The organism is Achromobacter sp. MYb9, from assembly GCF_002975275.1.
Taxonomy (GTDB): Bacteria; Pseudomonadota; Gammaproteobacteria; order Burkholderiales; family Burkholderiaceae_B; genus Achromobacter.
In genome coordinates this window covers 419,182-445,191 of sequence record NZ_PCOQ01000002.1, presented here as the reverse complement: position 1 = coordinate 445,191, position 26,010 = coordinate 419,182, and the positions used below count along the sequence as shown (strand labels likewise).

The following is a 26,010-nucleotide window of genomic DNA, read 5'->3' as shown; positions in this document are numbered from 1 at the left end:
GCGCGGCCTGCGGCGGGGCATGGGATGGGTGCGCATCAGAAGAACGACGCCGACACTTGGAACAGCTTTTCCACGCGCGGCATCTGCCGGCGCGACGGCACGAAGACGATCACGTGGTCGTCCGTTTCGATCACGGTATCGGCATCCGGCAGGATGATCTCGTCGCCACGAACCAGCGCGCCAATGCTGGCCCCCTTGGGCAGGCTGATCTGCCCCACGGCCCGGCCCACGACCTTGGAGGTCGAGCGGTCGCCGTGGGCGATGGCCTCCAGGGCCTCGGCCACGCCCTGGCGCAAGCGATGCACGGCCGCGACGTCGCCGCGGCGCACGTGGCGCAGCAGCTCGCTCATCGTGGCCTGCGACGGCGACACGGCGATATCGATGTGGCTGCCCTGCATCAATTCGCCATACGCCTGGCGGTTGATCAGCGCGATCACCTTGCGGGCGCCCAGGCGCTTGGCCAGCAGCGACGACATGATGTTGTCTTCGTCGTCGCTGGTCAGCGCCAGCCACGTGTCCATGTCTTCGATGTTCTCGCGTTCCAACAGGGCTTCGTCCGTGCCGCTGCCATGCAGGATCAGGACGCTGTCGGGCAGTTGGGTCGCCAGGTATTCGCAGCGCTTCAGGTCGCGTTCGACGATGCGAACGCTGTACTTTTCTTCGGCCAACTGGCGCGCCAGACGCAGGCCGATATTGCCGCCGCCCGCGATCATCACGCGTCGCACGGCGCGTTCGGCTTCACGCAATTGGCGCACGGCGCGGCGCGCATCGCGCGAATCCACCACCAGAACGACCTCGTCGCCCGGGGCGATGACCGTGCCGCTGCCGGCCCGCAAGGGACGGCCGCCGCGCAGCACGTCGATCACGCGCGCCTTCACGTCGGGCCATACGTCGCGCAGCTTGTCCACGGACGAATGCGCCATCGGGCTGCCATGCCCCACCCGCACGGTCACCACGCAGACGCGGCCTTCGGCGAATTCCACGACCTGCAAGGCCTCGGGGAATTCGATCAGGCTGTGCAGATAGGTGGTGACGCTGCGTTCGGGGCTGATCAGGGCGTCGATGCAAAAGCCCTCTTCGCTCATCAGTTCCGGGTGTTCCGGGAACTCGGCCGAGCGGATGCGGGCAATGCGGCGGGGAATGTTGAACAGCTGGCGGGCGATCTTGCACGCCACCATATTGGCGGTGTCGGAGGCCGCACAGGCAATGAACAAGTCGGTGTCGGCCGCGCCGGCGGTTTCCAGCACCGACACCTGCGAGCCGTCGCCATGGACGACGCGCAGGTCGAAGTGTTCTTGCAAGTACCGAAGTTGCGTGGCATCGGTATCCACCACGGTGATGTCGTTTTCTTCGGACACCAGGTTTTCGGCCACGCTGGTGCCTACGCGACCAGCGCCCATGATCAGGATCTTCATGTGCTGCGCTTGCGCGCCGACTCGATGCCCAATTGCTTGAGCTTGCGGTAGAGGTGGGTGCGTTCCAGCCCGGTGCGTTCGGACACGCGCGTCATGCTGTGGCTTTCGCGGACCAGGTGGTATTCAAAATAGATGCGCTCGAATTCGTCGCGCGCTTCACGTAGCGGCTGGTCCAGCGAAATGCTGCCCAGTTGGCCGTTGGACGTGACGGGCACTTCGTTGGCGGGCGCGGCCACCACGGCGGGGGGATCCAGCTCGTCTTCCAGCGCCACGGTGGCGTTGGCGGTGGCCGGATGCACGGCGGCCGGCACCGGATGCGGGGCACGCCCGCGCGCCAAACCCGCCGCGACGGTTTTCAGCAGCCGTTGCAGCGTGATGGGCTTTTCCAGGAAATCCATGGCGCCGATGCGCGTGGCCTCGACCGCCGTATCGATGGTGGCGTGGCCGCTCATCATGATCACGGGCATGTCGAGCAGGCCTTGCGAGCCCCACTCTTTCAACAAGCTCACGCCATCGGTGTCGGGCATCCAGATGTCCAGCAACACCAGATCAGGACGCATGCGAAGGCGTGCGGCGCGCGCTTGCGCCGCGTTTTCGGCCAGTTCGACCGTGTGTCCTTCGTCGTAAAGGATCTCCGACAAAAGCTCGCGTATACCGACTTCGTCGTCAACCACCAGAATTCTGGCCATAAAGCATCCACCTATTGCGTAGCCGCATTATCCTTTTCTTGCGCGGTCGCGTCCATAGTGTCTGGCCCGGGAGCCAACCGGGTCAACAAGATGGAAATCCGCGCGCCTCCTTCCTTGCGGTTGGCAAGGTCGATACGTCCGCCGTGCTCTTCCACAATCTTGCGTACGATTGCCAATCCTAACCCAGTCCCGTGGGACTTGGTGGTTACGTAGGGCTCGAACGCGCGCTGCATCACCTGCGGCGGGAAGCCCGGCCCGGTGTCGGCAACGGTAAATCTAAGTGCCTGCTGATCGGCCCGGTCGGGCTGTTCGCTGCGCATGAGTTGGGTCGTCACGCTGACTCTGCCCTCGCCGCCCATTTCGGCGATCGCGTCGCGGGCGTTGGACATCAAGTTGTGGATCACCTGGCGCAGCTGCGTCGGATCGCCTTCGATCGCCGGCAGGTCCGCCCCCAGGTTCACGTCCAGATTCAGCGCCTTGCCGGTCAGGCGGGACGAACCGCCGTCCGGCTCCCAGCCATACAGCGACAGCACGTCGGCCACCAGTGCGTTGAAATCGATGCGCTGCATGACGGCCGGCGGCGTGCGGGCATACTCGCGGAAGTCATCCACCATCTGCTTGAGCGAGGCCACCTGGCTGACGATGGTGTTGGTGGACCGTGTGACGATCTGCGCTTCGGTGGGTTGCAGCTTGCCTTCCAGCTTCATGGCCAGGCGCTCGGCCGACAGCTGGATGGGGGTCAGGGGGTTCTTGATCTCGTGCGCCAGCCGGCGAGCCACTTCGCCCCACGCCACGGTGCGGTTGGCCGAAATCACTTCGGTAATATCGTCAAACACCACCAGATAGCCATTGCCCCGCCCATCCACGCGTAGGTGGGTGCCACGCGCCAGCAGGGTCAGCGGCTGGGGTGGGGCGGGCGCGGCGCCCTGGGCCGGGCTGATTTCGAACTGCTGTTGCCAGTGCTGGCGCTCCGAGCCCACGGCCGCGTGGGTCGAAAACGCCTGCCGCACGATGTTGGCGAATTCCAGCATGCCGTCCACGGTTTCCAACGGACGGCCGATCACCGACCGCAGATCCACCCCCAGGATCGTCTGGGCGCCCTGGTTGACCGTGGTGACGCGGAACGATTCGTCGAAAACCAGCACCCCGGACGACAGGTTGGACAGCACGCTTTCCAGATAGACGTTGGACCGCTCCAGCTGCTGGCGATTGCTTTCGACCATGCGGCGGGCTTCGTCCAACTGCCGCGTCATGGCGTTGAACGACCGCGTCAGCTGGCCGACTTCGTCGCGCTCGGGCGGTTCGGGCAGGGGCCGGTAGTCGCCCACGCCCACGGCCTGCGTGCCGCCCGCCAGACTCAGCAGCGGCCGCACCAGCCGCTTGGACAGCGACAGCGCCACCGCGATCGCGCCGAACGCGGCAAGCAACAGCGCCAACGTCAACGTGATGCCGTAAAGCTTGCGCAGCCCCAGGCGGGACAGTGCAAGCTCTTGATAGTCGCGGAAACCCTGCTGCACCAGGTTGGCGTTGTGGGCGATCTGTTCCGGCACGGGCTGCAGCAACTGCAGCCAGCGCGGTTCGGATGCCGCGCCCAACAGGTTGTCATAGCGGTCGGGCCCCGTCAGGGGAATCACCACGCGCAGGTGCAGCCCGCCCTCGGCGCCTGCCGTGACGGGGTCATCGGCTTCGGCCGCGGAATAGCCGCGCGCCAGCCGCAGCTGGTTCATCACCGTCGACGGCGGCATGGCGGGCAGCAACTGGCCATACTGGCTGGTGGAAAACGCCACCATGCGCCCGCTGCCCGTGAACACCATGGCCTCTTGCACGCCGTTGGTTTCACGCAGCCGGGTCAGGGCCAGCATCACGCCGCTGTCGGTGCTGCGGTTCAATTCCATGGCCATGGAGCGCGCGCGCGCATCCAGGTCGGCCAGCAGCGAATCCAGCGCGGCGCGGCCCAGGTTAAGCCCGGCCTCCAGCGCCGTGTCCACCCGCACGTTGAACCAGGATTCGATGGAGCGAGACATGAACTGCACCGAGACGGTGTAGATCAGGGCGCCGGGGACCACGCCGATCAGCGCGAATGCCAGCGAAAAGCGCGCCGTCAGGCGGGCGCCAAACTGCCGGCGCCGGATCTGGCGGGCCAGCCGCACTGTCAGCGCCACCACCCAGATGAACAGCGCCAGGGCGAAAATGCCGTTCAGCACCAACAGCGTGTCGTAGTAGCGTGCAAAGCGCGAGGCATTGCCCGTGGACCATGCCAGCAACCCCAGCAACGCCAGGCCACTTACGGCACCCACCATCAGGGCCAGGCGGAGCAACAGCCTCATGAGGGATCTTTCTCCTTGCCGCTCAGCGTGAATGAGAAGTCCGTCCAGGGAGTCCCCTGCGCCCAGGAGCTGCTGTTCAAGGCATTCACCTGGAACGGCCGGGGCAAGAGCGAGGTGTCCAGGCGCAGCCGCAGCTGGCCGCCGTACATCACCCCTTCGTCGAAGTCGCCGGCGTCAGCCACCGACCAATTGCGAATGTGGCGGATGACGCTCATGGCGTCGTCCAGCGAGGCCACGGGGAAGGAAAGTTCGCCCACGCCGGCGCGCCATTGCCGGGTCAAGGCGTTATAGACGACGCGCCACGTGCGGGACGTGTCCACCAGCGGCTTGTCGAACCACCACCAGCGTTCCTGCGTCATGGTCAGGTCGGCCGTGAAATAGAGGGGGACGCCGCGCTGAGCCGCGTCCCGCAATTGCTGATTCAGTTCGAATTCGATGTCCGCGTCGATCTCGAGACGGCCGTTGCGCACGACCGGCTCGACCCGCACAACCTTAGGCTCGGCGCCATATGCTTCGCCGCCCGGCACCAGGGAAAGCAAGGCGGATACCAGCAACAACCCAAGAAATAAACGCGAAATAATGGACATACGACACCGAAACACCGTCATGCCCCTATTCTTGGTGATTCAGGACTGCTTGGCAAACAAGGCGTAGAAAAACCCGTCATGTTGGGCGGCCGGTGTTGCATCGAGCGCAACAGGCAGCAATTGGCCCGGCGCGTCCAGCCGCTGGGCCTCCGGATGCCGTTGCAGGAACTCCAGCGCCTGGCGCGCGCCTTCGATCGGGAAGACCGAACACGTCACATAGAGCAGCCGGCCGCCGGGCGCGACCGTCTGCCATAGCGAATCCAGGAGCTTGGCCTGCAAGGTGGCCGTGCGGCGCACATCGTTTTCGCGGCGCAGCCAGCGGATGTCGGGGTGGCGGCGCACGATGCCCGACGCCGTGCAGGGCACGTCCGCCAGCACCGCGTCAAAAGGCTTGCCGTCCCACCAGGCGTCCAGGTCGGATGCGTCGGCGGCCTCCAGCTGGACGCGACTGCTTGCCAGGCCCAGGCGGTCCAGATTCTGCTCCACGCGTTCCAGCCGTTCGCCGTCGGCGTCCAGCGCCACGAGGTCGATATCGGCCAATTCCAGCAGGTGGGCGGTCTTGCCGCCGGGCGCCGAGCAGGCGTCCAGCACGCGCATGCCGTCGGCCGGCGCCAGCAATTCGGCCGCCAGTTGCGCGCCGGCGTCCTGCACCGACCACCACCCTTCGGCGAAACCGGGCAATTGGGTCACGGGCTTGGGGCTGCTCATCACCAGACCGGCCTGGCCCACGGGTTCCGCCGACAGGCCGGCGTCCTGGAAGGCCGCCAGCACCTGCTCGCGGCTGGCGCGGCGGCGGTTCACGCGCAGCGTCAGCGGGGCCGGCACGTTGGCCGAGGCCAGGATCTCGCGCCATTCTTGCGGATACGCCACGCCCAGTTGCTTGACCCACCAGCCGGGGTGGTTCCATTGGGCCTCGGGGCTGTCGGCCACCGCGGCTTCCAGCGCCGCCCGCTCGCGCAGGAAGCGGCGCAGGCAGGCGTTGAGCATGCCCTTGAAGGACGCCAGGGCGCGAGTATTGGAGGCGGCCGTCACGGCCTGGTCCACCACCGTATGCGGCGCGTACACCGGCATGCCGGGCAGCGCGGCGGCGGCGTCGCCCTCTTCTTTCAGCAAGGTCAGGGACACCAGCAACAGCGATTCGAACAGCACGCTGGGATAGCGCTGGACGAGCTCGCGGCCGACGGCGTCGGCCCAGCCCAGATACCGCATCGCATGGAACGACACGGCCTGGGTGGCCGGGCGCAGGGCGGAACTTACGTCGGTCAACGCGTCCGTCAGGGAACGGCCGTCCAGCACGCCCTCGACCACCCCCGCGCTGGAAAGAAGAACGGAGGAAAGCGGGGGGGCCAGATGGGGGGAGTCGGAACGCGTGGACATGGTGGAAATTCAGAGGATAAGACCGATATGGTAGCCGGACCTGGACGAATGGCGGCGCGCGCGTCAAACTGGCCCCTCGCCTGGAGCGCTTTCCCCATGACTACCGCCACGCTGCTGCTGTTCATCCTGGCCTCCGCCGTCGCCATCGTGACGCCGGGCCCGACGACCCTGCTGGCCCTGAGCAACGGCTCGCGCCACGGCGTGCGCGCCGCAGGCTGGGGGATGGCCGGCGCGGTCTTGGCGGACCTGATCCTGGTCGGCGCGGTGGCCTCGGGCCTGGGCGTGGTGCTGGCAGCGTCCGAAGTCGCCTTTCAGCTCATCAAATGGGTGGGCGCGGCGTATCTGGCTTATCTGGGCTGGAAGATGCTGCGCTCGGACGCGGCGCTGATCCTGCCGTCGGCCGCGCCCGGGCCGGACCGGCCCGTGGGCCTGTCGCTGGGGCTGCGCAGCTTCATGGTGGCGCTGACCAACCCCAAGGCGCTGCTGTTCATGTCGGCCTTTTTGCCCCAGTTCATCGACCCGCAAGCGCCGCTGGCGACCCAATACGCCATCGTGGCCTGCGTCCTGGCCACCATCAATATCTTGACGATGCTGGTCTACGCCGCGCTGGGCGCTCAACTGGTGCGCGCCTTCCAGGGGTCGGGCCTGCGCTGGCTGAACCGCGTCTGCGGCAGCTTGATGATCGGGCTGGCGGGCACGCTGGCGCTGTACCGGCGCGGGGCGCCGTAAAAAGGACCGCGCCCGGGGAACCCAGGCTGTCAATAGCCAGGCGCTTTCTGGCGGCGACAGGCCAGAATGGCGACGATGCCCGGATCCATCCGATAGCGCGCGGCGGCAAGCCTGTGCCGTGCCGCGGAACCCGGTTTGCTATCGCGCCCTACGGCATTGCCGTATAATTCCCCGCTTCCCCGCAGTTGCTGCCCCCGGCGCATCGCATGAATCCCAAGCGATGGCGAGAAGCAGCGCTGCCCGTAAATTGAACGAGTCATGAAAAAAGCAGCTCCACCGGCGCTTCCCGCCCGGTGGCAGGCATCACATATCAGCGAAGCGCGCAGCCGCGTCGGTTTGCCGCAAGCGGATTTCGCGGAATTGTTGGGCGTAAGCGTACGTACCTTGCAGGACTGGGAACAGGGCCGCCGCCATCCGTCCGGCGCCGCTCAGACCCTGCTGCAAGTGGCCATTCTGCACCCCGAAACGCTACGCGACCTGCCACCCCGCCAGACAGGCAAACCCGCCTGAACCCGAATACCTGACGAATACCCCGCCGCACCGCAACAGCCAGTGCGCGAACCTACGGTGAACTAGATTGGAAATTCTTGAACAATCCCGGCCCGGCAAAGGCGCCGGCACTTCCGCCAGCAGTGGCAGCAGCTCGACGCTTGACGCCATCACGGCTGCGGCCCAGGGCGCCGACCCGGGCCGCGCGCCGCGCGTGGGGTTCGTGTCGCTGGGCTGTCCCAAAGCTTTGGTGGACTCCGAGCGCATCCTGACCCAACTGCGCACCGAAGGGTACGAAGTCACGCCCGAATACAACGATGCGGATGTCGTCGTCGTCAACACCTGTGGATTCATCGACAGCGCCAAGGCCGAATCGCTGGAAGCCATCGGCGAAGCGCTGGCCGAGAACGGCAAGGTCATCGTCACCGGCTGCATGGGCGTCGAGGAATCGGTGATCCGCCAGGTGCACCCCAGCGTGCTGTCGGTGACCGGTCCCCAGCAATATGAAGAGGTGGTGCGTGCCGTGCACGACGCCGCCCCGCCCAAGAAAGACCACAATCCCTATCTGGACCTGGTGCCTCCGCAGGGCGTCAAGCTTACGCCGCGCCACTACGCCTACCTGAAGATCTCGGAAGGCTGTAATCACCGTTGCAGCTTCTGCATCATTCCGTCGATGCGCGGCGACCTGGTCAGCCGCCCGGTGGGCGACGTGCTGAGCGAAGCCGAGCGCCTGGTCAAGGCCGGCGTGAAGGAAATGCTGGTGATCTCGCAAGACACCAGCGCGTACGGCGTGGACGTGAAGTACCGCAGCGGCTTCTGGAACGGCCGGCCCGTCAAGACCCGCATGACCGAGCTCTGTCTGGCCTTGTCCGAAATGGGCATCTGGACGCGCCTGCACTACGTGTACCCGTACCCGCACGTGGACGAAGTGATCCCGCTGATGGCGGAAGGCAAGATCCTGCCGTACCTGGACATCCCGTTCCAGCACGCCAGCCCGCGCATCCTGAAGGCCATGAAGCGCCCGGCGTTCGAAGACAAGACCCTGGCGCGCATTAAGCGCTGGCGCGAGATCTGCCCCGACCTGACCATTCGTTCGACCTTCATCGTCGGCTTCCCCGGCGAAACCGAAGAAGACTTCCAGTACCTGCTGGACTGGATGCAGGAAGCGCAGCTGGACCGCGTGGGCTGTTTCCAGTATTCGCCGGTGGAAGGCGCGCCCGCGAACCTGCTGGACAATCCCGTGCCGGACGACGTGAAGCAAGACCGCTGGGAACGCTTCATGGAATTGCAGCAAGGCATCTCGACCGCGCGCCTGGCTCGCAAGGTGGGCCGCGAGATCGACGTGCTGATCGATGAAGTGGACGAAGATGGCGCCGTGGGGCGCAGCAGCGCCGACGCGCCCGAGATCGACGGCTGCGTCTATGTCAGCTCGGACAAGCCGTTGAAGGCGGGCGACATGGTGCGCGTGCGCATCACCGATTCGGACGAATACGACCTCTGGGGCGACGCAATCTGATCGAGGCGGGCGGCCCGCTGGCCGCCGCCGCGACGAAAAAACCGGCCTTGCGAGGCCGGTTTTTTTTTGCGCTGCCCTTCTACGCCTTTGCCAGGAAGTCCGACAGGTCGTCGGCGTGCTCTTCTTCCACCGCCAGGATCTCTTCCAACAGACGGCGCGTGGTGGAGTCCTGTTCGCCAATGTATTCGATCATCTGGCGGTAGCTGTCGATGGCGATACGTTCGGCGATCAGGTTTTCCTTGATCATCTCTTCCAGCGTGTTGCCTTCGACATATTCCGAATGGCTGCGCTCCAAGAGTCCCTTGGGCGACAGGTTCGGCTCGCCACCCAGCTGCACGATGCGCTCGGCCAGGCGGTCGGCGTGGTCCTGCTCTTGCGTGGCGTGTTCGGCGAATTCCGCCGCCACCGGTTCCGCATTCAGGCCGCGTGCCATGAAGAAGTGGCGCTTATAGCGCAACACACAGACGATCTCGGTGGCCAGTGCTTCGTTCAGCAGCTTCAGCACCGTTTGCCGGTCCGCGCGGTAGGTGTCCGTCACGGCGCCCGATTCGATATCCTGGCGCGCCTTGGCGCGAATGGCCTTCACGTCCATGTCGAAAGGGCGGCTCGTGTTCTGGGGGGTTCGGGTTGCGTGTTCCATATCGTTAGCTCCTCGGGTTAGTGAAAGCACTACGACGCTGGATTTCCAGTCGTGCCGAACAACCCAGTCTACCGGTCATGGCGGATCGTGCTGTGTCCAAACATTGCGTTGCGCCGGGCTTGGCCGCGCCCCCGGGCAATAAAACCCCTGGCCAAACCTTGCGTAAACTATCGGCTTCCCGAAAAGCCCGTGACGCAATCTGTAACGGGACGGCCATCTCCGACTTTTTATGACTCTGAAGAACATTTGCGTGTATTGCGGCTCGAATCCGGGCTCCCGCCCGGACTACATCGAACAGGCCCGCGTGCTGGCGCGCGAACTGGTCAAGCGGGACCTGGGCCTGGTGTACGGCGGATCGGTGGTCGGCATCATGGGCGTCGTGGCCAATGAAGTGCTGGCGGGCGGCGGCCGCGTGATCGGGGTCATACCCGAGCTGCTGCAAAAGAAGGAACAAGCGCACCGCGGCCTGACCGAACTGCATCTGGTGCAGAATATGCACGAGCGCAAGGCCATGATGATTGAAAAGGCCGACGGATTCATCGCGCTGCCCGGCGGCGCCGGCACGCTGGAAGAGTTCTTCGAAGTCTGGACCTGGGCGCAGTTGAACATGCACCAGAAGCCCTGCGGCCTGCTGAACATCGCGGGATACTACGACGCGCTGGTGCAGTTCGTGGACCATGCCGTCGATGAAGCGTTCATCCGCCCCCAGCATCGAGACATGCTGGTGGTGGAAGAAGACCCCGCCGTTTTGCTGGACCGCTATGCCATCTACGAGGCACCCAATGTCTCGAAGTGGTTCGATCCCATCAAGGCCTGAAGCCGCCCTCCCATGACCCAACGGAAGCTTACGCAATGATGCCCGATTCGTTGTCCCCTTCCAGCACCGAGTCCGTCCTGCGCGACTATTTTCACGCCAAGGACGAGAATCGCCCGCACTACATGTCGCGGGCATTCGCAGACAACGCCGTGCTGAAAATGGCGCTGCGCACGCAAGCCATCGCCTTCCCCCCCGAATCGCATGGGCTGGCGGCAATCGCCGACACGCTGGTGCGCAAGTTCGGCCAGACCTACGACAACGTCTACACGTTCTACCTGTCGCGGCCGGCACCGGACGCCTGTCTGCCCGACTACCAATGCGACTGGATCGTGGCCATGACCGAGAAGGCCACCGGCAACGTGCGCGTGGGCTGCGGCCGGTACGACTGGAAATTCCAGGCCTCCCCATACCGCGCCACGGACCTCACCATCACGATCGAAACCATGGTGACGCTGCCGCCGGGCGACACGGCCGCCGTCTTCGGCTGGCTGCTGGCGCTGGATTACCCCTGGACGAACGCCGCCCGCGTCGTGGCCAGCGCGCCGCCGCTGGAAGCCCTGGCGCCGGTTGTCCACTATCTGCTTCACCCCAACGGCTTGTAGCCACGCCTGCGCCGTCTACTGGATCCCACTTGAAATACGACATCGCCGCTTTTGATTTTGACGGAACCCTGGCGGACACCATGCCCTGGTTCAATTCCATCCTGAACACCGTGGCCGATAAATACGGCTTCCGCAAGATCGACCTGTCGGAGCGCGAAAACCTGCGCCACCGCGAAGCCGCCGACATCCTGAAGTATCTGGGGATACCGCTGTGGAAGCTGCCGGCGATCATGTCGCACGTGCGCACCCTGATGCAGGACATCGATCCCAGCGTGCACCTGTTCGACGGCATTCCCGAGGTGCTCGCGCGCCTGAAGGCCGGTGGATTGCGGTTGGCCGTGATCAGCTCGAATTCCATCGAGAACGTGCAGCGCGTGCTGGGCCCGGATGCCACCGCGCTGTTCGACGACTACGAATGCGGCACCGACCTGTTCGGCAAGGCTGCCAAGATCGACCGCCTGATGCGCCGCCACGAAATCGCCCCCGCCCGCTTCCTGCTGGTGGGCGACGAAATGCGCGACATCGACGCCGCCCGCAAGGCGGGCGTGCACGTTGGTTCCGTCGCCTGGGGTTATAACCATGTGGACGCGCTCCGCGAACGCGGCCCCAACGAGATTTTCCTGACCGTCGACGACCTGCCCGCCATCCTGGCCTGAACCTGGACCCCGCCATGCACACCGATCCCGCTCATCTCATCACCGACGCCGCCGCCTTGCAGGCGCTGTATGGCTCGCCCGGAGAAGCCTCGCTGAAGAAGGAAGTGGATCACGTGCATCCGCACTATCAGGCCTTCATCGAAGCCGCGCCGTTCGCGGTGCTGGCCACGTCCGGCCCCGGCCGGCTGGACGCTTCGCCGCGCGGCGACCCGGCGGGCTTCGTGGTGGTCGAAGATGAAAAGACGCTGCTGCTGCCCGACCGCCGCGGCAACAACCGCGTCGACAGCCTGTTGAACATCCTGACCGATCCCCGCGTGGCGTTGCTGTTCCTGGTGCCTGGCGTGGGCGAGACCCTGCGCGTGAATGGCACGGCGCGCATCAGCGTGGAACCCGCGCTGCTGACGCGCTTCGAGATCGACGGCAAGCTGCCGCGCTCCGTGCTGATCGTGGACGTGCAGACGGTGTACTTCCAGTGCTCGCGCGCCCTGTTGCGCTCGCGCCTGTGGGATCCGGCGACGCAGGTGCCGCGCAGCGCCCTGCCCAGCGTCGGCCGCATCCTGTCGGACCTGACCGCCGGCACTTTCGACGGCGCCACCTACGATCGCGACCTGCCCGGGCGCGTGGCCGGCACCCTGTATTGACGCTGGAAGAAGGACGCTCCGCATGGCACGCAACGTGGAAATCAAGGCGCAGGTCGACAGCCTGGCGGCCATCGAGCCCCTGGCCGCCGCGCTGTCCGGGCAAGAACCGGTTTTCATTGCCCAGGACGACACCTTCTTCACCTGCACCCACGGCCGGCTGAAGCTGCGCGCGTTCGCCGATGGCACGGGTGAACTGATCTTCTATCAGCGCGCCGACGATACCGGGCCCAAAGAGAGCTTCTACGTCATCTCGCCGACCAATTCGCCCAGCACCTTGCGCGACGCGCTTACGCGGGCCTACGGCGCGATCGGCCGCGTGAAAAAGCAGCGGACGGTGTTCATGGCCGGACGCACCCGCATCCACCTGGACAACGTGGAGGGCCTGGGGGAATTCCTGGAATTGGAAGTGGTGCTGCGCGACGGCGAAAGCGCCGAAGCCGGCATGGAAGAAGCCCGGACCTTGATGCAGAGCCTGGGCGTGGCGCCCACGCAGCTGCTGTCGGGCGCCTACCTGGACTTGCTGGCCGACCGCCGGACTTGAACGTTCAGGCCGGCTGCCAGCCGCGCACGAAGACGTCTACCGGCTGGCGCTTGCCGCCGGCTTTCTGCAATTCAAGCAGGCGCAGCACGCCATTGCCCGTCGCGATATCGATTCCCGAGGCATCGGCGCGCAACACGCTGCCGGGCTCCCCCGACGTCGACGACGCCAGCGCCTGCGCGCGCCAGACCTTCACGGGGTCGGACAAGCCGGGCAGGCGAATGCTGGCGCCGGGCACCGGGTTGAAGGCACGCACGCGGCGTTCCAGCAATTCAGCCGACTGGGTGCAATCCAATGCCGCTTCCGCCTTGTCCAGCTTGGCTGCGTAGATCACGCCGGCTTCGGGCTGTTTGATCGGGGTCAGGCCGCCTTGGGCCAATGCGGCCAGTGCTTCAACGATGGCCTCGCCGCCCGCCAGGGCCAATGCGTCGTGCAATTGCGCCGCATTGGTATCGCCCAGGATGGGCACCACGCGCTCCAGCAGCATGTCACCGGTATCCAGGCCCTGATCCATCTGCATGATCGTCACGCCCGTCTGCGAATCGCCGGCTTCGATGGCGCGCTGGATGGGCGCCGCGCCACGCCAGCGCGGCAGCAGGCTGGCGTGGATGTTCAGGCAACCCAGGCGCGGCAGATCCAGCACCCATTGCGGCAGGATCAGGCCGTAGGCCGCCACCACCATCACATCGGGCGCCACCTGTTCCAGCAGCGCACGGGCCTCGGCGGCTTCGTCGGGATAGCGGCCGTCCAGGCGCAGGCTGCGCGGTTGAGCGACGGGGATGCCCGCATCCAGCGCGGCCTGTTTGACCGGGCTGGGCGAAAGCTTCAGCCCCCGTCCGGCCGGGCGGTCGGGCTGCGTCATGACGAGGGCAATGTCGTGACCTGCGGCCCGCAAGGCGTCGAAGGCGATACGGGCGAACTCCGGCGTGCCGGCAAAGACTAGGCGCATGGGATGAAGAACAAGGCAAGCGGGTTGGGGAGGGGGCTTCTCGTCAGTCGCGCAGCGCTTCGCGCTCGGCTTTCTTCAGCTTGGTCTTGATGCGGTTCTGCTTCAGGTTGGACAGGTATTCGACGAAGACCTTGCCTTCCAGGTGGTCGAGCTCGTGCTGCACGCACACGGCCAGCAGGCCGTCGGCTTCGAACTCGAACGGCTTGCCGTCGATGTCCAGCGCCTTGCAGCGGATACGCGACGCGCGTTCGACCTCGTCGTAAACGCCGGGCACGGACAGACAGCCCTCTTCGTAGATCTTGTAGTCGTCGCTGCGCCAGGTGATCTCGGGGTTGATCAGGGTCAGCAGGTCATTGCTGTCCTCGGACACGTCGATCACGACGACGCGCTCGTGCACATCGACCTGGGTCGCGGCCAGGCCGACGCCGGGCGCGTCATACATGGTTTCGGCCATGTCGCGCACCAGTTGACGGATGCGGTCGTCGACTTCGGCTACCGGCTTGGCCTTTTTGTGCAAGCGCGGGTCCGGGTAGCGAAGGATAGGAAGTAAAGCCATTGAAGGGGTATCGCCAGTGATTGATGCTTACCTAAGAGTTTAATTCATTAGAGTCTTGATTTCTAATAGTTTTCGGCTAAGTCGAGCATTGCGGGCATTGCTGCGTCCCCGGTTTATTCAGGCCCGTGCGGCGGGGCCGCCGCGACAGTTCCGTCCCGCTCCCGCAGGGCCCGTCCTGCCCCGCATGCGACACTCATGCACCCTTCGACGCCTTACTCGCTTGCCCCATGCCGCTCACGCATTCTTCCGCCGAACTAGCCGCCTGGCTGCGGCTGTCCCTGGAACCCAATATCGGGTCCGCCACCGCCTGCATGCTGCTGGGCGCCCTGGGCCTGCCCGAACAGATTTACGCGCAACGGGCCACGGCGCTGGTGCGCCATGTTCCCGAGGCGTTGGCGCGCCAATTGGCCGCGCCCATGCCCGAAGACATGGCGGCGCAGGTAGACAACGCGCTGGAATGGGTCAGCGTCCCCGGCCGGCACATCCTGACGCTGGCCGACCCCACCTATCCGCAAAGCCTGCTGACCATCGCGGATCCGCCCATCCTGCTTTATGTCGCCGGCGACCCGGCCTATCTGCAAGGCCCGTCGCTGGCCGTCGTGGGCGCCCGCAACGCCACGCCCGGCGGCCAGGAAAACGCCCGCGCCTTCGCCCGCCACCTGGCCGCGCACGGCTGGCGCGTCGTCAGCGGACTGGCCCTGGGCATCGATGCGGCGGCGCATGAAGGCGCGCTGGACGCCGGTCCGGAGGGCGCGGGCACGGTAGCCGTCATGGGTACCGGCATCGACCGCATCTACCCCGCCCGCCATCGCGACCTGGCGCACCGCATCGCCGCGCATGGCGCGCTGGTTTCCGAGTTTCCACTGGGCACCGGGGCCTTGCCGCCGCACTTTCCCAAACGCAACCGCATTGTGGCCGGGCTGGCGCGCGGCGTGCTGGTAGTGGAAGCGGCCAAGCAAAGCGGCTCGCTCATCACGGCGCGGCTGGCCGGTGAAAGCGGACGCGAGGTCTTCGCCATCCCTGGCTCTATCCATTCCCCCTTGTCGCGCGGCTGCCATGCGCTGATCCGCCAAGGCGCCAAGCTGGTGGAAACCGCGGCCGACATCACCGATGAACTGGGCGCCGGCCCCACCCCCGCCGTGCGCGCCGCGCCCCGGCCCGAAGCCCCGCTGCCCGACCATCCCGTGCTGGAAGCGCTTGGCTTCGACCCGCTGCACCTGGACACCCTGCAAACGCGTCTGACACTGAATACCGGCGACCTGCAAGCACAACTGGTCGAACTGGAATTACAGGGCCGCGTCGCCCGTCTGGACGATGGCCGCTACCAACGGCTGAAGTAGGGCCGCATTCCCCGCGCGGCGTAAGCGAACTGCCGCGCGATGGCGCTAATATTGACGCAAGCGCCGCAGCCTTGCGCGCCGCGTCACCCAATACCGAACCAGGAAGAGACATGGCTTTGCCCTCCCGCGTGAAGATCGTCGAGGTGTCGCCTCGCGACGGTCTGCAGAATGAAAAGGAATTCGTGCCCACCGACATCAAGGTGGAACTGGTCAACCGGCTGGCGGCCGCGGGCTTCCCCAATGTGGAAGCCGCTTCGTTCGTATCGCCCAAGTGGGTGCCGCAGATGGCCGACGGCGCCGACGTGATGGCACGCATCGAACGCCGGCCCGGCACGATCTATTCAGTGCTGACCCCGAACATGAAGGGCTTCGAAGGCGCGCTGGCCGCTGGTGCGGACGAAATCGTGATCTTCGGCGCCGCCAGCGAAGCGTTCTCGCAAAAGAACATCAATTGTTCCATCGCGGAGTCCATCGCCCGCTTCGAACCCGTGGTGCAAGCCGCGCGCGAAGCCGGCATCCGCGTGCGCGGCAGCATCAGTTGCGCGTTGGGCTGCCCCTACCAGGGCGACGTTCCCGTGGCGTCCGTGGTCGACGTGGCGCAGCGCTACCTGGCGATGCACGTCGACGAGATCGACGTGGCCGACACCATCGGCGTGGGCACGCCGCAGCGCGTGCGCGACGTGATGACGGCGGTCACGCGCGTGGTCGACCCGGCCCGCGTGTCCGGCCACTTCCATGACACCTACGGCCAGGCGCTGGCCAACATTCTGGCCGCGTTGGAAACCGGCATTTCCATCTTCCACACGTCGGTCGCCGGCCTGGGCGGCTGCCCCTACGCCAAGGGCGCCACCGGCAACGTCGCCACCGAAGACGTGCTCTACATGCTGCGCGGCCTGGACATCGACACCGGCGTGGACTTTGACGCCGTGGTCGACATCGGCCAATGGATGTCAGCCCATCTGAACCGCAAGGGTTCCAGCCGGGCCGGCAACGCGATCGCCGCCAAACGGGCCGCATGACCACGCCTGACACCGCCCCCGCCATGGAAGATCGCGCAGCGTTGCTGCGCGACATCGGCCCGCTGCCACTGTCGGGCCAAGCATGGCCCGACTGGGTGCGCATCCTGGCATGGGTGATCCTGGCGGTGCTGGGCGTGCAGGTGGTGACGACCGCCATCCGCGCGCCCGCGCAGCCGTTCGATACCGTGCTGGCGGTGGTGGTGGTGCTGTGCTTCGTGGGCCTGCTGTTCGTGTCGTGGCACATGCAGACGTCGATCACCACCATCGATGAACGCGGCCTGCGCCAGACGTGGTTCACCCGCCGCGAAGTCGCCTGGGAAGACGTGCGCTACGCGCGCTTCGTGCCCATGCTGTTCTCGAAACGGCTGGTGGTGTTCACCCACCGGGGACGGCCGGTGATCCTCCAGGGAGGCACGCGCGAATTGCGCAGCGCCTTTGTGAAAATCGCGCAGCTGTATCGGCGGGGATGACGAGGTAGCCGGTCAGCGGATCGGCAACGCGTACATCAAGCCGCCTTGCGTCCACTGTGCATTCAGGCCGCGCTTGATCTTCAGCGGGCTACCCTGGCCGACGTTGCGCTCGAAACTCTCGCCATAGTTCCCCACCTGCTTGACGATGTTGTAGGCCCATTTTTCGTTCAGCCCCAGATTGGCGCCGCCGCCGGGCGTGACGCCCAGGATGCGCTTGATGTTGGGGTTGGTGCTCTTGGCCTGTTCGTCCACGTTCTTGGACGTCACGCCGTATTCCTCGGCTTCGATCATTGCCGACAACGACCAGCGCACGATATTGAGCCAGGCATCATCGCCCTGGCGCACGAAGGGGCCCAGCGGCTCTTTCGAGATGATCTCGGGCAGCACGATGTAGTCGTCGGGATTTTGCAGCTTCGAGATACGGATCGAGGCCAGGCCCGAGGCATCCGTGGAAAAGACGTCGCAGCGGCCCGCGGCGAACGCGTTCACCACTTCGTTGAAGGTCTCGATCACCACCGGCTTGTAGGTCACGTTGTTGGCGCGCGCCCAGTCGGCCAGCGTGTTCTCGTTGGACGTGCCGGTCTGCAGGCAGATGGTGGCGCCGTTGATCTCTTTGGCGCTCTTCACGCCCAGCGACTTGGGCACCAGGAAGCCCTGGCCGTCGTAGAAGTTGATGCCAGCGTGGATGATGCCCAGCGCGGTATCGCGCTGCTGCGTCACGGTGGTGTTGCGCGTCAGCACGTCGACTTCGCCGGATTGCAGCGCGGTGAAGCGCTGCTGAGAATTCAACGGCACCACCTTGATCTTGTCGGCGTCGCCGAAAACCGCTGCGGCGATGGCGCGGCACAGATCCACGTCCAGCCCCTGCCATTTGCCTTGCGCGTCGGGCGCCGAAAAACCTGCGAAGCCCGTGGTCGTGCCGCAAGCCACTGCGCCGCGCTGACGCACGACGTCCAGTGTTGCCGCCTGCGCGCCTTGCGCCGCCGCCATCAAGAGCGCCGCGCCCGCCAATCCTTTTGCAATGTTCATGACCTGGATTCCTGTTATGCCGGGCGCGGGAACGCGCCGAGGCGAGAAGCTTATAGACATGAAGCGCCCACGCCAAATAACAAGCGCTTATTTAGGTATGCCCGTCCGCCGCCCGATGCGGGCACGGCGGAACCGGCCTTCAGCATAGCCACGCCGTGCGCGGGCGGGCGTGGCCCGGATCAAGCCGCCAGCGAAATCGACACGGGTTCGTTGGCTTCGCAGGCATCGAGCGCGCGGCCCAGCCGGACCATGCCCTGGGCGATCTGGCTTTCGTTCATGGTGGCGAACGACATGCGCATGGCGAACAGGTCCGCCTGATCCGCATTGGCGTAGAACGCCTTGCCGGGCACATAAACCACTTCGTGCTCGATTGCGTAAGGCAACAGGCGCGTGGCATCCACGTCGCCCGTCAGGCGCGCCCAGAAGAACATGCCGCCTTCGGGCTTGCTGAAGCGGACGCGGCCGTTGAGTTCGCGGGCCAGCGATTCCGCCATCGCGTCGCAACGCCGACCATACGCGGCGCGAATGCGCGGCACGTGCTCTTCGTAGCGGCCATTGGCAAGGTATTGCGCCACGACTTCCTGGATCCAGGCGGACGAAGCCATGTCGTCGGCCGCCTTGGCGCCGACGCAGCGGCGGCGGATCTCGGGCGGCGCCACCAGCCAGCCGATGCGAAGCGCGGGCGCCATCGTTTTGGACATGCTGGCCAGATACACCGCCCAATGCCGGGCCTCGCCCTCGGCCAGGGCGGCGATGGGCGGCACCGCCTCGCCGGCAAAGCGCAATTCGCTGTAGGGATCGTCTTCGACGATCAGGAAACGGTGCTTCACCGCCAGTTCAAGCAGCCGCAGGCGGCGCTGGCGCGTAAGGGTCGCGCCACACGGGTTCGAGAACGACGCCACCACGCAGACCATCTTCGGCTTGATCCGGCTGGCCAGCTCGTCCAGCGCGTCCACATCGATCCCGTCGGGCCCGGAGGGCACGGTATGCACGGTGGCGCCCGTATAGCGCAGGGCCTGGACGGAATTCGGAAAGGCGGGCGATTCGATGATGGCGTGGTCGCCGGGTTGCAACATCACGCGGGTCAGCAGCGCCAGCGCCTGCTGCGATCCGCCGGTCACCATCAGTTCGGTGTCGGCGTTGCATTGCAGGCCGCGCGCGGCGGACAGGCGCGCCAATTCGTGGCGCAGGGTGGCCTGGCCGTCGATATTGGAATACTGCAGGCAGGCGCCCAGGCGGGCCAGCACCTGGGTCGACGCGATGGACAGGCCTTCCACATCGAAAAGCTCTTGCGCGGGGTAGCCGCCCGCCAGCGAGATCGTGCCCGGCCGCATGGCGTAGGGCATGAGCGATCGGATGGGGGAAGCGGGGGGATTCAGGAAAGGCGTGGCAAAGGCGTATTCTGGCGCAGCGCTGGACATGGCGGGGGACTGGAAAGGGGGGAAACCGTGTCGTCCGGCGGGCGGCACAGGTGGCATAGAACATTGAAATATAAACAAATCTCCATAAATTCTAAGCCTGCCGATTACGCAGGGTCAACGGCGAAAGCGGCCAGTGTGGCGAAACGATCCTGCGCAGTCCTACACTATGGGACATCCTGTTCCTGCAAGAGAGCTGCATGACCGTCGTAGACACCATGGCCGGGCGCCTCGCCCATATCCAGCAACGCATCGCCCGCGCGTGCGCGCGCGCCGGACGCGCGCCCGACAGCGTCGTCCTGCTGCCCGTCAGCAAGACCTTCGACGTGGACGCGATCCGCGAAGCCATGGCGCTGGGCCTGACCCGGTTTGGCGAAAACAAGACGCAGGAAATTCGCCAGAAAGCCGCCGCGTTGAGCGGCCAGGGCCTGCAATGGGTGCTGATCGGGCACCTGCAGACCAACAAATCCAAAGACGCCGCCCGCGACGCGACCGAAGTCCAGTCCCTGGACCGGCCCGACCTGGCCGAAGCGCTGCACCGCCGGCTGCTGAACGAAGGCCGCACGCTGGACGTCCTGGTGCAGGTGAAGACCTCGGCGGAACCCAGCAAGTTTGGCATGGCCCCCGAAGACGTGGCCGCCTTCCTGCGGCGCATCGCCGCCGAATTCCCCACCTTGCGGGTAAAGGGCTTGATGACGCTGGCCGTGAATTCGCCTGACCCCGAGGAAGTCCGCGCCTGCTTTCGCGCGCTACGCGAACTACGCGACCAGTTACGCGCCGAAGACATCGCCGGGATCTCGCTGGATCGCTTGTCGATGGGCATGAGCGGCGATTTCGAACTGGCGATCGAGGAAGGGTCGACCGAAGTGCGCATCGGCACGGCGATCTTCGGGGCGCGCACCTACCCGGATCCGCAGTAGCCCGCGGCGGGGTGCTGTGCGGGAAAACCGGGGGGCATGACCCCGCCTTTCCGGTGGCAACGCGAGGCATAATAGCGTCGCAAAAATAGCGACGCACACTGACGGCGCAAGACTCGATTGCCACTGGCGTCGCGCTCAATACAGACCCCGCACGAGGAGACACCCCATGCAGAACCCCGCACGGCGCCTATTGGCGCTGGCCGCCCTGTCGCTGGCCGCCGCCACGGCATCCGCCCAATCCTGGCCCACGCAGCCGATCCGCTGGATCGTGCCCTACCCCGCCGGCGGCGGCACGGACGTGGTGGCCCGCACGGTCGCCAGTGGGCTGGAAAAGCCCTTGGGCCAGACCATCGTCGTTGAAAACCGCCCCGGCGCCGCCACCATCATCGGCGCCACGGCCATCGCGCAAGCCGAGCCCACCGGCTACCTGATCGGCACGGCCGACTCCGGCACGCTGGCGTTCAACTCGTCGCTGTACGCGAAGCTGTCCTACGATCCGGCCAGATTCACCTACATCGGCGGCATCGCCAAGTTCCCGCTGTTGCTGGCCGTGAACGTCAATTCGCCGTACAAGACGGTCGACGACGTGCTGGCCGCCGCCAAGAAGGAACCGGGCAAGCTGACGGCGGCCTCCGCCGGCGCGGGCTCGCCGCATCACCTGGCGCTGGAGCTCTTCAAGCAGCGCACGGGCGCCAACCTGCTGCACGTGCCCTACAAGGGCGCCGCCCCCGCCATCCAGGACCTGCTGGGCGGACAGGTGGACGTGATGTTCATCGACCTGGCCTCGGGCCTGCCCAACGTGAAGGCCGGCAAGTTGCGCGTCCTGGCCGCCGCCACCCCCGAGCGCGTGTCCGTGCTGCCCGACACGCCCACGATGGCCGAACAAGGCGTGGCCAACTTCACCGCCTATGCATGGCAAGGCCTGGTCGGCCCGGCCGGCGTGCCGGAAGCCGTGGTCAAGAAACTGTCGGCCGATCTGGACGCCACGCTTAAAAACCCCGCCGTATCGCAAAAGATGCTGGACATGGGCGTGATCCCCATGCCGATGTCCGCGCAGGACTTCAAGGCGTATGCCGAACAGGAGCGTAGCGCCTGGGCCGACGTCATCAAGAAGGCAAACATCAAGCTGGAGTGATCCGGCAAGACGTAAAAAACGCGGCCATCGCTGGCCGCGTTTTTTTTTGCGCAAAGGCGGCTTGCTCGTGCCGCTTACACCAGCACGCGCTCGATGCCGCCCGCGTTCGCGCGTTTCACGTAGTCTTCCATCCAGCCTTCGCCCAGGATGTGGCGGGCCATTTCGACAACGATGTAGTCGGCTTCCATCTTGACGTCGCCTTCATAGCGCGACAGGCCCTGCAAGCAGGACGGGCAGGACGTCAGCACTTTCACGTCGCCCGCGAAGCCGTCGCTGCGCAGCGCGGCATCGCCCTTCAGCAGTTCTTCTTGCTTGCGGAAGCGCACTTGCGTGGAGATGTCCGGCCGGCTGACCGCCAGGGTGCCCGACTCGCCGCAGCAGCGGTCGCTCTTGACGGCGTCGTCGCCCACCAGGGCGCGCACCGTCTTCATCGGCTCCTGCAGCTTCATCGGCGTGTGGCAGGGGTCGTGGTACATGTACCGCACGCCCTTGGCGCCTTCCAGCTTGATGCCCTTTTCAAGCAGGTACTCGTGAATGTCGATCAGACGGCAGCCCGGGAAGATCTTGTCGAATTCATAGCCCGACAACTGGTCATAGCAGGTGCCGCAGCTGACCACCACCGTCTTGATATCCAGGTAGTTCAGCGTATTGGCGACCCGGTGGAACAGCACCCGGTTGTCGGTGATGATCTGCTCGGCCTTGTCCGTCATGCCGTTGCCGCGCTGAGGATAGCCGCAGCACAGGTAGCCCGGCGGCAGCACGGTCTGCACGCCCGCATGCCACAGCATGGCCTGCGTGGCCAGGCCGACTTGCGAGAACAGGCGTTCGGAACCGCAGCCAGGGAAATAGAACACGGCCTCGGTGTCGGCGGTCGTGGCCTTGGGGTCCCGGATGATCGGCACGTAGTTCGCGTCTTCGATGTCCAGCAGCTTGCGCGCCGCCTGTTTGGGCAGCCCGCCGGGCATTTTCTTGTTCACGAAGTGCACGATCTGCTCGCGCAGCGGCGGCTTGCCAACGGTGGCCGGCGGCTTGGCCGTCTGCTTCTTCACAAGACCCGAGAACAGGTCATGCGCGGCGCGCTGCACCTTGTAGCCCACGCCCACCATCGCCTTGCGGGTGGCGTTGATCGTGGCCGGATCCTTGGCGTTCAGGAAGAACATGGCGCTGGCCGTGCCCGGGTTGAACGACTTGCGGCCCATGCGGCGCAGCACGGCGCGCATGTTCATCGACACGTCGCCGAAGTCGATATCGACCGGACAGGGGTTGTAGCACTTGTGGCAGACCGTGCAGTGATCGGCCACGTCTTCGAATTCTTCCCAGTGCTTCAGGCTGACACCGCGGCGGGTCTGCTCTTCGTACAGGAAGGCTTCAACCAGCAACGACGTCGCCAGGATCTTGTTACGGGGCGAATACAGCAGGTTGGCACGCGGCACGTGGGTGGCGCACACCGGCTTGCACTTGCCGCAACGCAGGCAGTCCTTGATGGATTCCGAGATGGCGCCGATGTCGCTTTGCTGCATGATCAGCGACTCGTGGCCCATCAGGTTGAAGCTGGGCGTCCAGGCGTGGCGCAGGTCGGCGCCCGGCATCAGCTTGCCGGCGTTGAAGTGGCCGTTGGGGTCGACGCGACGCTTGTAGTCCTGGAACGGCGCCAGTTCGGCTTCGGTCAGGAATTCGTACTTGGTCAGGCCGATGCCGTGCTCGCCGGAGATCACGCCGTCCAGGTCGCGGGCGATCTGCATGATGCGGTCGACGGCCTGATGGGCCTCGCGCAGCATTTCGTAGTCGTCCGAGTTGACCGGGATGTTGGTGTGCACGTTGCCGTCGCCGGCGTGCATGTGCAGCGCGACGAACACGCGGCTTTTCAACACGCGGCCGTGGATGGCGACGAGCTCATCGACGATCTTCTTGTAAGCGGCGCCGGAGAACGCGCGCTGCAGGCCGGGCAGCACTTCGACCTTCCAGGACACGCGGATCGTGCGGTCCTGCACCACGTCGAACACTCGGGCGGTCGGTTGCGCGGCCAAGCGGTCCGTCAGCGTGGCATGGACGTCGCCCAGGCCCAGCGCTTGCAGGTCCGGCAACGCCTGCGCCAGCGGCAGGTCCAGGTTGTCCAGCAGCCATTGCCAGCGCTGGCGCACGCTGCCCAGCAGCTCAAGCGCCTGGCGCGTGCGGTCGGCCAGCACTTCGGCGCGAGTGCTTTCGATATCGGCGTCGTCGGCCTTGCCCACCGGCAGCGGGGTGCACAGGTAGGCGTCCAGCGCGCCCAGCAGCTTCAACTTGTTGCTGGTCGACAGTTCGATATTGATGCGTTCGATGTGATCCGTGTATTCGCCCATGCGGGGCAACGGAATCACCACGTCTTCGTTGATCTTGAAGGCGTTGGTGTGGCGCGCGATGGCGGCGGTGCGCGAGCGGTCCAGCCAGAACTTCTTGCGCGCCTCGGGGCTGACGGCCACAAAGCCTTCGCCGTGGCGCGTGTTGGCCAGGCGCACGACTTCGCTGGCGGCAGCGGCCACGGCGTCATCGTCGTCGCCGACGATGTCGCCGATCAGGACCATCTTGGGCAGCACGCCCCGCTTGCTCTTGGTGGCGTAGCCGACCGCGCGCAGATAGCGTTCGTCCAGGTGTTCCAGCCCGGCCAGGATGGCGCCGCGCGCGCGGCCTTCGCCGTCCAGGTAGCCCTTGACCTCGACAATCGACGGGATGGCGTCGCGCGCCTGCCCGAAGAATTCCATGCAGACCGTGCGCGTGTGGCGCGGCATGCGGTGCAGCACCCAGCGCGCGGACGTGATCAGGCCGTCGCAACCTTCCTTCTGGATGCCCGGCAGGCCGGCCAGGAACTTGTCCGTGACGTCCTTGCCCAGCCCTTCCTTGCGGAACACGCGGCCTTTGATTTCCAGCGTTTCGGTCTTGAGCAGGCGTTCGCCGGGCTTGCCTTTGCCGTCAAACCACTTGAGTTCGAAACGGGCCAGCTCCACATCATGGATCTTGCCCATGTTGTGTTCCAGGCGGGTGACTTCCAGCCAGTTGCCGTCCGGATCGACCATGCGCCACCAGGCCAGGTTGTCCAGCGCGGTGCCCCACAGCACGGCCTTTTTGCCGCCCGCGTTCATGGCGATGTTGCCGCCCACGCAAGACGCTTCGGCCGACGTCGGGTCCACCGCGAACACGAAGCCGGCGGCTTCGGCCGCTTCCGACACCCGCTTGGTCACCACGCCGGCGCCGGCATGGATGACGGCCACGGGCTCGGTCAGCCCGGGCAAGATACAGGACTCGACCTTGCCCAGCTTGTCGAATTTCTCGGTGTTGATGACGGCCGACTTCCACGTCAGCGGGATGGCGCCGCCGGTATAACCGGTGCCGCCCCCGCGCGGGACGATGGTCAGGCCCAGCTCGATACAGGCCGTGACCAGCGCGGCGATCTCGTCTTCGGAATCCGGCGTCAGCACCACGAACGGGTATTCCACGCGCCAGTCGGTCGCGTCCGTCACGTGGGACACGCGCGACAGGCCGTCGAACTTGATGTTGTCGCGCGCCGTGATGCGGCCCAGCACCTTCTGCGCCTGCTTGCGCATCATGGTGGTCTGGTCGAATTCGCCCTCGAACGCGGCGATGGCGGAACGGGCGCGGGCCAGCAGGCCAACGACCTTTTCGTCACGGTGCGGATCGTGGCCTTCCTCGGTGGGCGTGCCCGGTTCGCGGCGGCGGTCGATCTCTCCCAGGCGGTGATGCAAGGCGTCGATGAGCTGCTTGCGGCGCTTGGGGTTGTCCAGCAGGTCGTCCTGCAGATACGGATTGCGGCGCACGACCCAGATGTCGCCCAGCACTTCGTACAGCATCCGCGCGGAGCGGCCGGTACGGCGTTCGCCGCGCAGGTCGGACAGCAGGCTCCAGGCGTCTTCGCCCAATAGCCGGCCGACAATCTCGCGGTCGGAAAACGACGTGTAGTTGTAGGGAATTTCGCGCAATCGCGCGGGTGCTGCGGGCGGCATCGCCCCGTTCAAGATGTGGCTAGCGAGTGGGGCGTTCATGGCGGCAAGAGGGGCCCATAAAAAATTATTTTATGCCATCAGCCGGACTTGACCCCAAATACCCCTAGGAAGCCGGCCAAAAGCGTGGGGAAACGGCACCAATGCGTCCCCATTTAA

At 65.8% G+C, this 26,010-nt stretch carries 24 protein-coding genes; 13 read left to right on the top strand and 11 right to left on the bottom strand.

Annotated elements, in window-relative coordinates; genetic code table 11:
* Window positions 1-35: 35 nt before the first annotated feature.
* The 5 genes from trkA to rsmB are packed head-to-tail and all read right to left on the bottom strand — an operon-like array spanning window position 36 to window position 6,395.
* On the bottom strand, window positions 36-1,415 hold the full coding sequence (gene trkA / locus CQ050_RS06360; RefSeq protein ID WP_105555946.1) for a Trk system potassium transporter TrkA: 1,380 nt from the start codon (window positions 1,413-1,415) through the stop codon (window positions 36-38).
* Entirely contained in the window at window positions 1,412-2,104 is a 693-nt protein-coding gene (locus CQ050_RS06355) for a response regulator (RefSeq protein ID WP_105555945.1), read from the bottom strand. Before CQ050_RS06355 ends, trkA begins: the two co-directional genes overlap by 4 nt.
* 11 nt (window positions 2,105-2,115) lie before the next feature.
* Window positions 2,116-4,431, bottom strand: a complete 2,316-nt coding sequence (locus tag CQ050_RS06350; RefSeq protein ID WP_105555944.1) for an ATP-binding protein — start codon at window positions 4,429-4,431, stop codon at window positions 2,116-2,118.
* Window positions 4,428-5,018, bottom strand: a complete 591-nt coding sequence (locus CQ050_RS06345; protein WP_105555943.1) for a DUF4390 domain-containing protein — start codon at window positions 5,016-5,018, stop codon at window positions 4,428-4,430. Before CQ050_RS06345 ends, CQ050_RS06350 begins: the two co-directional genes overlap by 4 nt.
* Before the next feature lie 39 nt (window positions 5,019-5,057).
* Window positions 5,058-6,395, bottom strand: coding sequence for a 16S rRNA (cytosine(967)-C(5))-methyltransferase RsmB (gene rsmB, locus CQ050_RS06340; protein WP_105555942.1), 1,338 nt, complete (start codon window positions 6,393-6,395; stop codon window positions 5,058-5,060).
* Between the two features lie 96 nt (window positions 6,396-6,491).
* Between rsmB and CQ050_RS06335 the strand changes: the two genes are divergently transcribed.
* The 3 genes from CQ050_RS06335 to rimO all read left to right on the top strand — a co-directional run bounded on the left by CQ050_RS06335 (window position 6,492) and on the right by rimO (window position 9,129).
* The gene (locus CQ050_RS06335) at window positions 6,492-7,124 is read left to right on the top strand and encodes a LysE family translocator (protein ID WP_105555941.1); all 633 of its coding nucleotides are present in this window, start codon (window positions 6,492-6,494) and stop codon (window positions 7,122-7,124) included.
* 258 nt (window positions 7,125-7,382) lie between these two features.
* On the top strand, window positions 7,383-7,634 hold the full coding sequence (locus CQ050_RS06330; RefSeq protein ID WP_105555940.1) for a DNA-binding transcriptional regulator: 252 nt from the start codon (window positions 7,383-7,385) through the stop codon (window positions 7,632-7,634).
* 148 nt (window positions 7,635-7,782) lie between these two features.
* A complete protein-coding gene (gene rimO, locus CQ050_RS06325; protein WP_105555988.1) occupies window positions 7,783-9,129 on the top strand; it encodes a 30S ribosomal protein S12 methylthiotransferase RimO in 1,347 nt (448 codons plus the stop codon).
* A 79-nt stretch (window positions 9,130-9,208) separates the two neighbouring features.
* On the opposite strand, the gene CQ050_RS06320 is transcribed toward rimO, so the two are convergent.
* Entirely contained in the window at window positions 9,209-9,769 is a 561-nt protein-coding gene (locus CQ050_RS06320; protein WP_105555939.1) for a bacterioferritin, read from the bottom strand.
* 229 nt (window positions 9,770-9,998) lie between these two features.
* On the opposite strand from CQ050_RS06320, the gene CQ050_RS06315 reads away from it, so the two are divergent.
* The 5 genes from CQ050_RS06315 to CQ050_RS06295 are packed head-to-tail and all read left to right on the top strand — an operon-like array spanning window position 9,999 to window position 13,026.
* On the top strand, window positions 9,999-10,586 hold the full coding sequence (locus tag CQ050_RS06315) for a TIGR00730 family Rossman fold protein (RefSeq protein WP_105555938.1): 588 nt from the start codon (window positions 9,999-10,001) through the stop codon (window positions 10,584-10,586).
* Window positions 10,587-10,621: 35 nt separating this feature from the next.
* Window positions 10,622-11,188, top strand: a complete 567-nt coding sequence (locus CQ050_RS06310; RefSeq protein ID WP_105555937.1) for a hypothetical protein — start codon at window positions 10,622-10,624, stop codon at window positions 11,186-11,188.
* A gap of 29 nt (window positions 11,189-11,217) precedes the next feature.
* Window positions 11,218-11,844, top strand: coding sequence for an HAD hydrolase-like protein (locus CQ050_RS06305; protein ID WP_105555936.1), 627 nt, complete (start codon window positions 11,218-11,220; stop codon window positions 11,842-11,844).
* A 14-nt stretch (window positions 11,845-11,858) separates the two neighbouring features.
* Window positions 11,859-12,485, top strand: a complete 627-nt coding sequence (locus tag CQ050_RS06300; RefSeq protein WP_105555935.1) for a pyridoxamine 5'-phosphate oxidase family protein — start codon at window positions 11,859-11,861, stop codon at window positions 12,483-12,485.
* Window positions 12,486-12,507: 22 nt separating this feature from the next.
* A complete protein-coding gene (locus CQ050_RS06295) occupies window positions 12,508-13,026 on the top strand; it encodes a class IV adenylate cyclase (protein ID WP_105555934.1) in 519 nt (172 codons plus the stop codon).
* A gap of 4 nt (window positions 13,027-13,030) precedes the next feature.
* Here the strand turns inward: CQ050_RS06295 and fmt are convergent, their stop codons facing one another.
* Window positions 13,031-13,972 carry a methionyl-tRNA formyltransferase gene (gene fmt, locus CQ050_RS06290; protein ID WP_105555933.1) on the bottom strand — a complete coding sequence of 314 codons (942 nt, stop codon included), beginning with the start codon at window positions 13,970-13,972 and terminating at the stop codon, window positions 13,031-13,033.
* A 43-nt stretch (window positions 13,973-14,015) separates the two neighbouring features.
* Window positions 14,016-14,528 (bottom strand): peptide deformylase, encoded by a 513-nt coding sequence (def, locus tag CQ050_RS06285; protein WP_105555932.1) that lies wholly within the window; start codon window positions 14,526-14,528, stop codon window positions 14,016-14,018.
* A 227-nt stretch (window positions 14,529-14,755) separates the two neighbouring features.
* Here def and dprA point away from each other — a divergent pair, with 227 nt between their 5' ends.
* The 3 genes from dprA to CQ050_RS06270 all read left to right on the top strand — a co-directional run bounded on the left by dprA (window position 14,756) and on the right by CQ050_RS06270 (window position 17,357).
* Complete coding sequence (dprA, locus tag CQ050_RS06280) at window positions 14,756-15,868, top strand: DNA-processing protein DprA (protein ID WP_105555931.1); 1,113 nt, start codon at window positions 14,756-14,758, stop codon at window positions 15,866-15,868.
* 110 nt (window positions 15,869-15,978) lie between these two features.
* Window positions 15,979-16,887, top strand: a complete 909-nt coding sequence (locus tag CQ050_RS06275) for a hydroxymethylglutaryl-CoA lyase (protein WP_105555930.1) — start codon at window positions 15,979-15,981, stop codon at window positions 16,885-16,887.
* A complete protein-coding gene (locus CQ050_RS06270) occupies window positions 16,884-17,357 on the top strand; it encodes a hypothetical protein (RefSeq protein ID WP_105555929.1) in 474 nt (157 codons plus the stop codon). Before CQ050_RS06275 ends, CQ050_RS06270 begins: the two co-directional genes overlap by 4 nt.
* Window positions 17,358-17,369: 12 nt before the next feature.
* Here the strand turns inward: CQ050_RS06270 and CQ050_RS06265 are convergent, their stop codons facing one another.
* Window positions 17,370-18,386, bottom strand: coding sequence for an amino acid ABC transporter substrate-binding protein (locus CQ050_RS06265; RefSeq protein ID WP_105555928.1), 1,017 nt, complete (start codon window positions 18,384-18,386; stop codon window positions 17,370-17,372).
* A gap of 179 nt (window positions 18,387-18,565) precedes the next feature.
* On the bottom strand, window positions 18,566-19,807 hold the full coding sequence (locus CQ050_RS06260) for a PLP-dependent aminotransferase family protein (RefSeq protein WP_105555927.1): 1,242 nt from the start codon (window positions 19,805-19,807) through the stop codon (window positions 18,566-18,568).
* Window positions 19,808-20,004: 197 nt separating this feature from the next.
* Here CQ050_RS06260 and CQ050_RS06255 point away from each other — a divergent pair, with 197 nt between their 5' ends.
* Both CQ050_RS06255 and CQ050_RS06250 read left to right on the top strand, forming a co-directional pair.
* Window positions 20,005-20,724 (top strand): YggS family pyridoxal phosphate-dependent enzyme, encoded by a 720-nt coding sequence (locus tag CQ050_RS06255; protein ID WP_105555926.1) that lies wholly within the window; start codon window positions 20,005-20,007, stop codon window positions 20,722-20,724.
* A gap of 166 nt (window positions 20,725-20,890) precedes the next feature.
* A complete protein-coding gene (locus CQ050_RS06250) occupies window positions 20,891-21,859 on the top strand; it encodes a tripartite tricarboxylate transporter substrate binding protein (protein WP_105555925.1) in 969 nt (322 codons plus the stop codon).
* 74 nt (window positions 21,860-21,933) lie between these two features.
* Here CQ050_RS06250 and CQ050_RS06245 read toward each other — a convergent pair whose 3' ends face one another.
* A complete protein-coding gene (locus CQ050_RS06245; protein WP_105555924.1) occupies window positions 21,934-25,893 on the bottom strand; it encodes an FAD/FMN-binding oxidoreductase in 3,960 nt (1,319 codons plus the stop codon).
* Between the last annotated feature and the right edge of the window lie 117 nt (window positions 25,894-26,010).